Annotated in this window: 11 protein-coding genes and 1 tRNA gene; 9 read left to right on the forward strand and 3 right to left on the reverse strand. The window is 48.9% G+C overall.

Features of this window, described 5'->3' with window-relative positions; genetic code table 11:
• Window positions 1-320: 320 nt before the first annotated feature.
• Window positions 321-698 carry a DUF4828 domain-containing protein gene (locus EKM99_RS11985; protein ID WP_125583662.1) on the reverse strand — a complete coding sequence of 126 codons (378 nt, stop codon included), beginning with the start codon at window positions 696-698 and terminating at the stop codon, window positions 321-323.
• Window positions 699-962: 264 nt separating this feature from the next.
• Between EKM99_RS11985 and EKM99_RS11990 the strand changes: the two genes are divergently transcribed.
• The 5 genes from EKM99_RS11990 to EKM99_RS12010 all read left to right on the forward strand — a co-directional run bounded on the left by EKM99_RS11990 (window position 963) and on the right by EKM99_RS12010 (window position 6138).
• Entirely contained in the window at window positions 963-1967 is a 1005-nt protein-coding gene (locus tag EKM99_RS11990) for a Gfo/Idh/MocA family protein (protein ID WP_125583663.1), read from the forward strand.
• 12 nt (window positions 1968-1979) lie between these two features.
• Window positions 1980-3338: a DEAD/DEAH box helicase gene (locus EKM99_RS11995; RefSeq protein ID WP_125583664.1), complete on the forward strand. Its 1359-nt coding sequence runs from the start codon at window positions 1980-1982 to the stop codon at window positions 3336-3338.
• Window positions 3339-3391: 53 nt separating this feature from the next.
• Window positions 3392-3464: transfer RNA gene (locus EKM99_RS12000), tRNA-Arg, on the forward strand.
• 705 nt (window positions 3465-4169) lie between these two features.
• Window positions 4170-4622, forward strand: coding sequence for a universal stress protein (locus EKM99_RS12005; RefSeq protein WP_125583665.1), 453 nt, complete (start codon window positions 4170-4172; stop codon window positions 4620-4622).
• Between the two features lie 160 nt (window positions 4623-4782).
• Entirely contained in the window at window positions 4783-6138 is a 1356-nt protein-coding gene (locus tag EKM99_RS12010; protein WP_125583666.1) for a gluconate:H+ symporter, read from the forward strand.
• A 67-nt stretch (window positions 6139-6205) separates the two neighbouring features.
• Here EKM99_RS12010 and EKM99_RS12015 read toward each other — a convergent pair whose 3' ends face one another.
• Window positions 6206-7147, reverse strand: coding sequence for a glycosyltransferase family 2 protein (locus tag EKM99_RS12015; protein WP_125583693.1), 942 nt, complete (start codon window positions 7145-7147; stop codon window positions 6206-6208).
• Between the two features lie 232 nt (window positions 7148-7379).
• On the opposite strand from EKM99_RS12015, the gene wecB reads away from it, so the two are divergent.
• Genes wecB through EKM99_RS12030 form a run of 3 tightly spaced genes read left to right on the forward strand, consistent with a single transcriptional unit; the run spans window position 7380 to window position 10342 of the window.
• A complete protein-coding gene (gene wecB, locus EKM99_RS12020; protein ID WP_125583667.1) occupies window positions 7380-8513 on the forward strand; it encodes a non-hydrolyzing UDP-N-acetylglucosamine 2-epimerase in 1134 nt (377 codons plus the stop codon).
• Window positions 8506-9363: a nuclease-related domain-containing protein gene (locus EKM99_RS12025; protein WP_125583668.1), complete on the forward strand. Its 858-nt coding sequence runs from the start codon at window positions 8506-8508 to the stop codon at window positions 9361-9363. Before wecB ends, EKM99_RS12025 begins: the two co-directional genes overlap by 8 nt.
• Window positions 9364-9418: 55 nt before the next feature.
• Window positions 9419-10342, forward strand: a complete 924-nt coding sequence (locus tag EKM99_RS12030; RefSeq protein WP_125583669.1) for a YihY/virulence factor BrkB family protein — start codon at window positions 9419-9421, stop codon at window positions 10340-10342.
• 604 nt (window positions 10343-10946) lie between these two features.
• On the opposite strand, the gene EKM99_RS12035 is transcribed toward EKM99_RS12030, so the two are convergent.
• Window positions 10947-11405: a flavodoxin gene (locus EKM99_RS12035; protein WP_125583670.1), complete on the reverse strand. Its 459-nt coding sequence runs from the start codon at window positions 11403-11405 to the stop codon at window positions 10947-10949.
• Between the two features lie 530 nt (window positions 11406-11935).
• On the opposite strand from EKM99_RS12035, the gene recX reads away from it, so the two are divergent.
• Window positions 11936-12736 (forward strand): recombination regulator RecX, encoded by an 801-nt coding sequence (gene recX, locus EKM99_RS12040; protein WP_125583694.1) that lies wholly within the window; start codon window positions 11936-11938, stop codon window positions 12734-12736.
• Window positions 12737-12767 lie beyond the last annotated feature (31 nt).

The raw sequence follows: 12767 nt of genomic DNA on the forward strand, positions 1-12767 counted from the left end.
CTCAAAAAAAATTGCCTAATCTCAAAGGATTAGACAATTTTATAAATGGAATTACCAACAACAGTTGACATAGAACCAAAAAGAGCGCGACAGAAGGCGATTAACTAGTGAGCATTAAGGCTGATAGCCCAGTAATCCTGGGCTTGGATTGTTGGGCTATCAGTTTTAAGCGGAGCCAGTCTTCTGTCGCACGTTTCAGCAATATAGCTTGAGAGAATTCCCACCATGAGTAAACCGAGACCCCAAAGAAGACCTGCGACGATAACACCCGTCACAGGTCTTCCTTTTTAAACTAGAGCACTGAAGCTCACTGTTCTCAGTTACGCATCATCTTTCGTCACTTTCAGTGGGTGCATGGCATACGTACAATCATCGGCTTCATCGAAAAATGAAATTGGTTGACGTTCATTGGCGTGGATCGTCAGGTGATAGCCAAACTTATCCTGGAACGTCAATTCTTGCTCATTGAGGTCCTGAACCCGGACTTGAAGCTGGTGATCATCAATCTGCACGTCAAGATTAGGACTAATTTCTAACCGGTGATGCCGCTGGTTGTGGGGGTCAACAAACTGCCACGTGCCAACGTAGAAGAGTGGCGATGTGCTTGGTTGTGGGTCTTTCTTCTTGCGCAACGAAAAGCCGCCAGTCAATCCGGCAACCAGTGAAATTCCAAATAAGGCAATGTCTCGACCTTTCACCGGTAATCCCTCCCTTGAATTAAGTATTCTTCTTAAATATAACATTTTTCCCCCGGGAACCTGTACTATTTCCCTCAGATTTTGCAAAATTAATTCTAATGCTATCGCCAAACACCGGGGACTGTTAAAATAGTCTTAGCAGCTAGTACGGTGGTGACCCAGCGGCTGAAACCGGCTGAGCTAGCTTTTACCCGAAGAACTGATTCGTTCTATAGAAGATAACCAAGTGAACTTAAAGACATTTAAACTTTTGGAGGGATTTGCATGATACGCATGGGAACGGTAGGCACTAATTGGATCACACAACAATTTGTGGAGGCCCTAGACTTGAGTGGTCGCTACGAGCTAGCTGGCGTCTATTCGCGACACCAAGACACCGCCGACGCGTTTGCTGCCAAGAATCACGCACAAACCAGCTACACGGACTACGAGGAAATGCTGGACCAAGCTGATCTGGATGCCGTCTACATTGCGTCACCGAATAGTCTCCACTTTGACCAGGCCAGGGCCGCCATTGCCCGGGATATTTCAATTATCGTGGAAAAACCAGCCTTCAGTAACCGCCGAGAAATGGTGGCCATCCAAGCTGAACTGGCCCAACATCCCCAAGTGAAATTCTTTGAGGCTGCGCGGCACGTGCACACACCGAATTTTCAGGTGTTGTCCAAGGCTTTGCTGGGCTTACCAACGATCCAAGGAGCCGCACTGACCTACATGAAATACTCATCCCGGTACGATTTGGTCCTGGACGGGGAAGTACCCAACGTCTTTAGTCGCCATTTTTCAGCGGGCGCACTGGCTGACTTGGGCGTGTACCCCATTTATCTGGCGGTGGCACTCTTTGGCCAGCCGGATCACGTGCAATACTTTCCAACTTGGATTGCCACTGGCGTCGATGGCAAAGGGGTCGCAATTTTACGGTACACGGGCTTCGATATCACCGTATCGTTTGGTAAGACCAGTAATTCGGACGCGCCTTCTGAAATCTATGGCTTGCGGGAAACCGTTTCGCTGGATAGCGCGGGGGAACTGACCCACGTCGAAGAGCGGGCTGCGGATGGGACTGTGACTGACTTGAGTGAACCAGAACTGGCCAATCCCATGTTACCCGAGGCGAACGACTTTGCCCGTGTCTTGGATGCCCCAACGGATCCCCAAAACCTGGCTGATTACCGCCGGTGGCTGCAGTGGAGCACAATTGTCAATCAAGTGCTCTACAGCTTACGGGTCAGCGCTAACCTGCGTTTCCCAGCTGATGAGAACGACTAGAAAGGAAACAGCATGTTAAAACAATTTGAAAAACATTTTACAGATTTAGGATATGAGGCACCAACAGCCATTCAAACGGCCGTCTACGATGAAATGGTCGGGGACAAGAATGTTCTGGGGCTAGCACCAACGGGTTCAGGCAAGACGGTGGCGTTTACCTTGCCAGCCTTGGCCAATCTCTTACCAGGGGATGGCATTCAGCTCATTGTCTTGGAGCCTTCCCAAGAGTTGGCGATTCAAACCAGCCGGGTCATTCGGGACTGGGCGAAACTATTGGATTTAAAAGTCGCTGCCCTAACCGGTGGTGCCAACGTGAAACGTCAAACGGAACGGTTAAAGAAGCGGCCAGAAATTGTGGTCGGTACACCAGGTCGGGTTTTAAACTTGGTTACTGATCGTAAATTGAAACTCCATTTGATTTCGATGATGATCGTTGATGAAGCCGATGACTTGTTAACGGGAGATACGTTGGATACCGTTCGCGAGATTGCACAAGCCATGCCGGCCGACGTGCAGTTAGGTTTCTTTTCTGCCACGGATACGCCGATTCTACATGATTTGGATAAGTGGTTTGGTCAAACGGTGGAACGAATCGACGTCCGTGAACAGGACGACACGCAGGGAACTGTGCGCCATGGCTTATTGCAGGTGGGGATGAACAAGCGGGATCAGATGCTAAAACGCCTGCTAGCAATGCCTAACTTCCGGGCGCTGGTCTTCTTTAAGCAGTCGAATACGCTGCGGAAGACGGCGACCCGTTTTTACCACGAGCACGTCTCTGCCGCCAGCTTAACCAGTGATTTGCGGCAAGTACAACGGGAAAAGGCGCTTCAGGACTTTCGCCAAGGCCGAATTCGGTTGCTGTTAACCACTGATGTCGCCGCCCGAGGCTTGGATATTCCCAAATTACCGGCTGTGATCAATTATGATTTACCCGACAAGGTCAACGAATACGTTCACCGGGTTGGGCGGACTGGTCGGATGGGTGAACCGGGACAAGTCATCAGTTTGGGCGATGACCATGATTTACGTGATCTGAAGCGGCTGTTGAAGGAAACGGACTATGACTTGATTCCACTGTATTTCAGTGGACGTGAGCTAACGACGGAACGGCCAACTGCCGCGACCGTTCAAGCTAACGAAACAGCTAAGGCGGAACGGCAAGCGGAAACGCAACCCAAAGCCAACCAGACGACGGCTACGGACCAGGTTAAGCTGGCTGGGGCCAAAAAAGATTCAGCAGTCAAGACCGTGCAAGCACCAGCCAAGGCGCAAACGCCAAATCCTAGCAAGAAAAAGAAACATAAGAATCGCCACATGAAGAATAAAGGGATGCGCAAGAAGTGGCGCGATCAGGATAAGCAGAACTAAAGCTTTACAATTAGGAAGATCCGTGTGAGAATTAATAACGGATCTTTTAATATGGCCCTATAGCACAACTGGATAGGGCACTCGCCTCCTAAGCGAATGATCCCGGTTCGAGTCCGGGTGGGGCCATTATTTTCAAGCGTGTATCAGCGCAAACCGTTCTAAATCATTGATTTGGAGCGGTTTTTGATTTTTCCGAATCGCTAGAAAACGCGTTGAATGGATTCTTTGGCGAACGGTAAGATGGCAGGTTTAAGCGATGCCGCCAATACCCTAGTGTTCCATATTCGCACTATGTTATTCTATAAGTGGAAGTAGGGGATGACATGTTTAGAGGTGCAATGAAAGCAGCCTGGGGATTTATTCTGTTAGGAGTGGTTCTTGATCTCATTTTTTCACCAGTCGAATGGGTTGTCCGGCACCAGTCCGGTATCAAATTGTGGGAGCTCGTGCAGTATTGGTGGCAAACGGGCCATTCACCGGGAACGCTACTCTTCATGGTGGGTGTTGGTGTGGGCTGCTGGCTGTTACTGACGGTAGTAATTTACCTTTTTCTACGCCTGAACAAGTGGCTAGGAAAGCGGGACCGCATATAGCTACTACTGGGCTGTGTATCGGGGAGTAATTAGATAATAGCGAAGAGTCTGGGACAAGTTCCCAGGCTCTTTTGATAGCTCCGCGTGTATATCGCTGAAACCCGTGACAGTAAGTGGTTGTAATCAGCTCACAGCTTGGTTTCAACCAGCCAACGGAAGTTTCCCAGCATCATCCTCCCCAATGGAACCGTTTTCCGTTATAATGGACGTAGCTAAGAAAAGTGAGGAGGAGTTTTCAATGGATACGACAGGATCAATGAACCCGAAGAAGTTTACCCGAATTTTGGTTGGGGTAGATGACTCACCAGACGCCCAGTTGGCTTTCCGGTATGCGATGAACCGGGCCAAGTTTGACGACGCTGAGTTAGTCATTTGTTCCGTATTGGAATCTGACAACATGAATATCTACCAAGCTCTCAGCAAGGATTACGTTCACGGGCAACGGAGTGATTTACAGGCCCATTTACAAGAGTATGAAAAATTAGCGCAACGGTTTGGCATTACCAAGGTGAAAATTATCATTGGTGAAGGGGATCCCGGCGAAACGATTGTGAAAAAAATCATCCCAGAGGTGGAGCCAGACCTGCTAGTCGTGGGGTCACTGTCTCAATCTGGTGTCCGGAAGTACTTTGGTAGCCAGGCGGCATACATGGCAAAATATTCTCCAGTTTCCGTGATGATTGTCAGATAACGTTTTCATCCGTGTTTTCACAAGCAAACTGTAAATAATATTCAGTTGGCCCCTTGCAAGTTGAAAATATTTTTCATACAATAGTTCTTATGCAACAAGATAGATTTCGCTGCGGCAGGCGATTTTTATCAGAATTGAGCATAAGAAAAGAGAGAGAAATATGCAGTTCGTGATTTTGCTATTGGGTATTTTACTATTACTCTTTTTAATTATTCGAGTAAAGTTAAACACCTTCGTTTCATTAATCGCTACGTCTATTTTGGTAGCGCTTGGATTAGGCATGAACCCCGCAAACATTGCGGATTCCATCAAAAACGGTATTGGGAGCTCCATGGGCGAACTGATTATCGTTTTTGGATTTGGGGCCATGATTGGCCGGTTAGTGTCTGACGCTGGGGGTTCCTACCGAATTGCCCGGACGTTGATTAAGATTTTCGGGAAGAAACGGCTCCAAGTTGCCATCGTGGTGGCGTCCTTCCTGATTGGGATTTCCCTGTTATTTGAAGTTGGGCTGGTCCTGGTGACACCAATCGTCTTCGCGGTTGCGTTGGAAGCCGACGTACCATTCCTGTACTTGGGGATATCCATGGCGGCAGCCTTATCCGCCACGCAAGGGTTCTTACCACCCCAACCATCACCAACCGCCGTTGCGACGGCGTTAGGGGCTAACGTTGGTGAGATGTTAATGGTCGGTATCATTGTGGCCATCCCCTGTGTGATCATTGCGGGGCCGGTTTGGACGCGCGTGATTCGCCGGTTCAATCCGGATCTGTTCGTCGTCAAGAAATCCTTACCCGCCTTTGGTGAAGTGAAGGAATTCGATTTGGACGAAACACCTGGCTTCGGTCTGTCCGTCTTCACGTCACTGTTCCCAGTGGTCTTCATGATTCTGGCAACGATTTATCAAATGGTGGCCAACGGCGGAACGGCACCGAAGAATCCGCATGGCTTGGACGCGGTCATCACGATGTTGGGGAATCCCGTCATCGCCATGGTCGTCGCGTTACTCTTTGCCATCTGGTCCATGGGTTTCCATCGTGGTCGTTCCATGAAGGAAATCAGTGGGACGCTGGAGGACGCTATCAAATCAATCGCCATGTTACTGATGGTTATTGCCGGGGGTTCTGCCTTCAAGCAAGTCCTGATTGATGGTGGGGTCGGTAAGGCCGTGCAACAGTTAATGATGAACTCTACGTTCTCACCAATTCTGGTGGCTTGGTTGATTACGGTGATTCTCCGGATTTCCTTGGGTTCCGCAACGGTATCCGGGATGACGGCTTCTGGCTTAATCACGCCATTGATGCACACATTGGGTGCTGATCCGGTCATGATTGCCTTAGCCATTGGGGCCGGTTCATTGGCCGCTTCTCACGTGAACGATGCTGGTTTCTGGATGTTTTCCGAGTACTTTGATCTGAGCGTTAAGCAAACGTTCCAGGTTTGGACAACATTGGAAACGGTCATTTCCGTGGTGGGGCTGTTGATGGTTCTCTTGATGAACGCGATTATTCACTAGATATTAAAAAGGTGTGTGACGGAAAAACGTCACACACCTTTTCATTTGGCGTACGTCACCAAGCCGTTTATTTCTCTTCCCGGACAATGTACTTTGGCCGGTGCTTGGTTTCAAGATAAATTTTATTGATATATTGGCCTAAAATTCCCAAGCAGAACAATTGAATCCCACCAATGAAGAGCAGAATTGCGACCAGGGATGGCCAACCAGCAACGGCACCACCCACGGTCAATGCCCGGATGATGACGAAGAGCAAACCAATAATTGACAGGAAAAATGAAATACTGCCGACCCAGGTTGCCAAGCGCAATGGCGCGTTGGAAAAATCAATAATTCCCTCAATGGAGTAGGCGAACAGTTGCCGCAGACTCCAATGCGTAGTACCAGCCGCCCGGGGCTGACTCTCGTAGGTGAGGTAGGTGGTTTTGAACCCGACCCAACTAAAGATTCCCTTAGAAAAGCGATTGAACTCGGGCAGCGAAATCACGGTATCTACGAACTGTCGAGTCATCAGGCGATAGTCACGGGCGTTGGGTTCGATCCGGACGTCCGAAAGCTTGTTAATGACACGGTAGAAGCTGCTAGACAAAAATGCCCGCAACTTGCTTTGACCGCGGCGTTCTTTTTGAATGGTGCCGACACAATCGTAGTCATCATTTTCAAGTAGGTCGACCATTTGGGGCAACAGTTCAGGCGGATCTTGGAGATCGACGTCCATCACGGCAACCATATCTCCGGTCGTGGCTTGTAGCCCAGCTGCGAGGGCTGACTCTTTCCCAAAGTTTCGCGAGAACGACCGGAAGTGGACGGTCTCGGGATGGTTTTGGTGTAACTCTTTCATTTCCTTAAGGGTGTGGTCGCTTGACCCATCATCCACAAAAATGTACTCCGGCTCAACCGTCGGGGTAGGGGTGTTCATTGAATCGATCACCTTGCTAACGGTTCGGTAAAATAATGGAATAGACTCCTCCTCGTTATAGCAAGGAACGACCAGACTTAACTTTTTCATCATAGACATTCCTTTCACACAACGTTACTATCTTACCTCAAATATGGGGGGCTTACCATGATAATTCGCTTAAAAATACGTGACCAGAACAAACCATTGGGTGGCGTGAAAAATGGCAAGGGCGTTTTCAGCTGTCAGAAACTGTCGTTGACCGGAAAAACCAGAATTAATAACATGCCGCAAGCGCATCTGCTATAATTGACCTAATCAACACCACTTGGAGGATAAATCTTTGACAAAACCAATAAAAGTCATGACGGTGTTTGGTACCCGTCCAGAAGCCATCAAGATGGCCCCAATTATTTTAGCGATGCAGCAACGGCCGAGCGAGTTTACACCGATTACCGTGGTCACGGCCCAACACCGTGAGATGCTGGATCAAGTCCTAGAAATTTTTAAAATTAAACCTGATTATGATCTGAATATCATGCGGCCGCAACAAACGTTGAGTGGCATTACGACCCGCGTGCTGACCCACATGGACGACGTGATGACGGCGGCCAAACCGGATATCGTGCTGGTTCACGGCGACACGACGACGACCTTTGCTGCCAGCGTCAGTGCCTTTTACCACCAGACGATGCTGGGCCACGTGGAGGCCGGGTTACGGACTTGGGATAAGTATTCGCCGTTCCCAGAGGAAATGAATCGGCAACTGACGGATATTTTGAGCGACCTTTACTTTGCGCCGACGGAATTGTCCCGTGCCAACCTGCTGAAGCAAGCGCATCCAGATAATCAAATCTATGTGACCGGTAACACGGCCATCGATGCCCTGAAGCAAACGGTTAATGCGGACTATCACCATGACGTGCTGGACCAAGTTAAGGCCGGCAACCGGGTGATCCTGCTGACGATGCACCGTCGTGAAAACCAAGGGGCACCCATGCACGCCGTTTTCAAGGCCGTTCGCAAGGTTGTTGAGGCGCATCCGGACGTCGAACTCATCTATCCCGTCCATTTGAGCCCAGCAGTTCAGTCGGCGGCGCACGAAGAACTCGATGGCATGGACCGCATTCATTTAATCGAGCCCTTAGATGTGGTCGATTTCCACAACCTCTCTGCGCGGAGCTACTTTATCATGACTGATTCCGGTGGGGTCCAAGAAGAAGCGCCCTCGCTGAACAAGCCGGTGTTAGTGTTGCGTGAAACGACAGAGCGGCCTGAAGGCGTGACGAACGGGACGTTGAAATTGGTCGGCACCGATCCTGCCAAGGTCACGGCGGCTATGGAAACACTGTTAACTGACCAGGCGGCGTACGATCAAATGGCGCAGGCCAAGAATCCTTATGGGGATGGCCACGCGTCAGAAAGAATTTTGGCCGCAATCGAAACGACCATCAATGGAGGAAATGCAAATGGCTGAGACGGCTTATGACCGGGCCGAAATTAAGACCACAGAACAGTTGTCGGAAATTATGCGGGATATTCATTTAGCCGCAGAGAAAAATAACGAACGATTTGATTACAAGATTTTACGGAACGTCCATTTTGCCAACAAGGTCAAGAATCCCGTGACCCAAGAAATGAATGACGGGGATTCGTGGCGAGTGATGCAGATCGATAATTTGTTGGTCACGTCATTTGGCATCATCAACGTTGAAAGTAAGTATTGGCGGGGGATGATTTTCCATGACCTTTCGGAGGAAATTTTCTCGTCTAGCCTGGATGATTTCTCGGCGGTGAACTTGACTAACCGTGAAAAGAATCTGGATACCTCTAAGGCGTTGACCAACCGGTTAGACCGCTTTTTCTTGCCGAATTTGTCGGAGGAAAATGAGTCGTTGACCCAGGGATACACTATGAGCCTGGAACAGGAGGGGCGTGGCCAACGGACCATTACGTTGCACACGGGGATCAGTAACCCAGCGACACAGTCCGAGCTGTCATCCAAATTGCTGGTGCGCTACATTAATAGTGAAATTACGATGCACAAGCAGTTGAAGGATAAAAACGATCGGATTATCGACTTTGTGAAGCCGTTGGTTTATTATAATTATTACGACCGGTATGACCACAGTAATTCGCTGGTGGTGGGGAATAAGACAAAACTGAATCCCCAGGATGCTTACAATTGCACGGCGGTGGCGAATTATGATGATTTGGCTACCTTCATCGAATCCTTCCGTCAAGCTAAGCGGGTCCGCTTTAGCCGGAAGACCCTAGAAAGAATGATTGGCACACTCAAATTTGCCGAGGACTACGGGTCGTTTTAGACTAGTCTGACGGGGATGCTGAGAACAGTCTAAAGAAAAAGGAGGGGCGAACACCGTGACCATTCAATGGCGCAAGCGGGGCGCGCAAATCAAACACGTCTACGAAACCATCATGAAGCACTACGCCATGGCCAACGTGTCCGACTCGGCCGTTGTGTTGGCCTACTATACCCTATTGTCCATGTTCCCGGCCTTGCTGGTCCTGGCCAGTATTCTGCCGTACCTGAATATTCAGACGTCTACGGTCTTGAATAGCATCGAGCCGATGGTGCCGGAGAGTATTTTTGATATGCTGGAACCCATCATTCACTCGTTCCTGAATAACCGAAGCGGCAGTGTGCTATCAATTGGGGTGATCGTCTCGATTTGGTCATCCTCACGCGCGGTTGCGGCATTTCAGCGGACCGTGAATCGGGCCTATGGTGTGGCGAAAAACCAAAATGCCTTCGTGAACCGGGTTGTGTCCTTTTTTTGGATGGTCGTCTTGATTGCCTTTCTGTTTGCCTTAATGATCTTCTTCAGTTTCGGCCAGATTGTCTTGGAGAAATTAACGCCGTTGCTGCATTTGCCACGGGCCATTCTGGCCTACGTCAATGCGTTGAAATGGCCGTTAACCTTCTTCGTGGTCTTCATTGTCTTGATGATTCTCTTTTATTTCGTGCCGAATGCCAAGTTAAAATGGCGGTTCGTTTGGCCGGGGGCCATTGTGGCGACGGTCGGTTGGCTGTTATTGTCGCAAGCCTTTTCAATCTACGTTAAATATTTCGTGCACAACATTGATAGCTATAAAACCATTGGGACGTTCATTTTTTTGATGTTCTGGTTGGACTTTACGGGGCTGATTTTGATGTTCGGAGCGGTTTTAAACGCGGCCATTCAAGAGCTGATTGTCGGCGCCATTGAGGAACAGAAGGCACTGGCGATTCCGAATCTGTTAAAGTATCGCAAATATCATCTGAAAAATAAAAGTGGTAAATAAAAACGTGTGTCACCAGGCGATGAGAGTTGCCTGGTGACACACGTTTTCTAACTAAACGGATAAACCTTAAATTGGCGACGTAACCCACTGGGATAGTAGGGATACAACGTTGAGTGTTGGTAACATGATCTAAAACTGCCGACTTATCATTCGCCAAATTTAGGCCGGAATGGCAAGCCGGTAGGACACACATTTTGACAATGTCATGTTGACGGACAAAATCCAACGGGTGATTTTAAATTGAACTCGTTCACGTCTACTTAAGCTTTACCCAATGATGGTAGGCAAACGTTGTCAATCCAGCGATAGCCAGCTCAATGTCATGTGGAAGAACTGTCATAACCGGAGGAGGACAGAGATGCAGGCAGCTGTGTCGACGGTGTTAGCTGGGAACCAGCTTACAGCGTGGGACGAGTTTGGAGACTGTCGGTTTTGGACAGGCTTCAAACCGAGCCGGAGGACCGCCCCTCAGGCCGCAGGCGGTCCCCACAGCAGCCGGAATCTCTGGCAGCCGCAGGTGGTAATTAACCACTAATTTTGTGGATTGAATCCCTGTTAGCTGGGTCGTTATAGGTTCTTTTGGACTTTAAATCCTTAGTTTCGATTAGGATTGCTGTTGATGGTAGCTGTCAACCAACTGCTGGGCCATGGCATCGAGCTGCTCGATGCCAGCTTGGTCCGGCGCTAAATTAATCTTAACTGGTTCAGCACCACGGGTGGCACCGGTCGCTTGAAAGGTATGGTCAAAGTGATCGACGGTCGTATTGTAGTACTCACCGTAGAAGGTATCTCCAGAGCCGGCGACACCGTAAATCTTGCCGGTAAGGTCGAGGTCTTGAAGGTCTTCGTAAAAGTCCATGCCTTCGTCGGGAAGAGAACCTTCATCGTAGGTGTAGGCACAGACAACACAGATATCCACGTTTTCAAATTCAGCGGCGTCCGTCTGAGAAATTTCAGTTTCAGTGACCTGACATCCCAGGTCCTCTAATTTTTCCGTGACGATGTCCGCGACATCTTCGTTGTTACCGGTAATTGTGGCGAAAACAACTTGTGCAGTTACCAAAGTCCTCACTCCTTGAGTTGATAAGATTTATTGTTTTGAAAGATAGGATACTAAAGGTTGAAAGTCCAAAAGTACCTGGAGCAGCTCAGCTAAATTCTGTACATAACATTAGTTGGAAATTATCACCTGCAACTACCAGAGATTCTGGCCGTGATTATTCTTCACCATAACATTGATGTGATCATCGCTGGACTGGTAACGTTTGTCCAAAAAAATTGGCCACTGTCCTATGTAGGCGGAGGGTGAGACAAGTCTAGGTGACCGCTGAAGGCTTTCAAACCAATAGACTAGGTTAAATTTGTGTTGACCGTCCGGCAAGGCGGCTGCCAAGCACAAGTTTGGCCTTAATTATAGCAGGTTGGGGGCGTGGGGGCTAGAAATCGTTGCGCCGCCTGACCGTGACCCGCCGAAAAGATGATTGACTAACAAATCTATCTTTCTACTTCCCAGGCTGCCCCACAAACTGGTAAAATAAATGCCAAGAACAGGTAAGCTGTGTTCCAAAAAAATTGGAGAAGGATGTGACTTTAATGGCCGTCATTACCACGATTGAAGCCCAGAAACGTAGCGGTCGTTATAACGTTTACGTTGACGGTGAGTACGCCTTTCCAGTGAGTGAGAGTGTCCTGATTGATTTCCGGCTCTTCAAGGGGATGGAAATTGATGAAGAGTTGAAATCACAGCTGGTAGACGCCGACAACGTTTCCAAGGCTTATAATCGGGCCCTAGACTACCTGTCGAACCAATTACGGACAGAAAAAGAAATTCACGATAAATTAGTTGAATTGGAAATTCCAGAAGAAACTATCGACCTGACGTTTCACAAGTTACGGGAGCTAAACCTTGTGGATGATGCCCATTACGCCGCGAGCTATGTGCGTACCGTCATGCACACCGGCGACAAGGGCCCCCGCGTGATTCGCCAGCACTTGCGGCAGAAAGGCGTTGGTGAAAAGGTCATCGATGATGCGCTGGTCTTATACACGCCAGAGGAGCGGCTAGCTGTGGGGACAGCGGCTGCGGAAAAACTGGCTAAGCGGTATCAGCGGCAACCATTTGGCAATCAACAGCAGAAGATTCGTCAGGGATTAATGTCACGCGGCTTTGGCACTGATGAGATTGGCCAAATGATTGAGACCTTGTCACTTACACCGGACGTTGATGAACAACATGAGTTACTGGTGAAACAGGGTGAAAAGATTTGGCATCGTTACCGTGCGCTAAGTCCATCTGAACGGAAATACAAAACGAAACAAATGCTTTACCGCAAGGGTTTTCAGCTGGATGACATTAGTCAGTGGCTGGCCGATTTAGGGGAATCGGGCGAATAACATGGTTGGATTCACGGAGTAAGGGGGAATT

The organism is Levilactobacillus cerevisiae (genome assembly GCF_003946245.1).
In the GTDB taxonomy this organism is placed as follows: Bacteria; Bacillota; Bacilli; order Lactobacillales; family Lactobacillaceae; genus Levilactobacillus; species Levilactobacillus cerevisiae.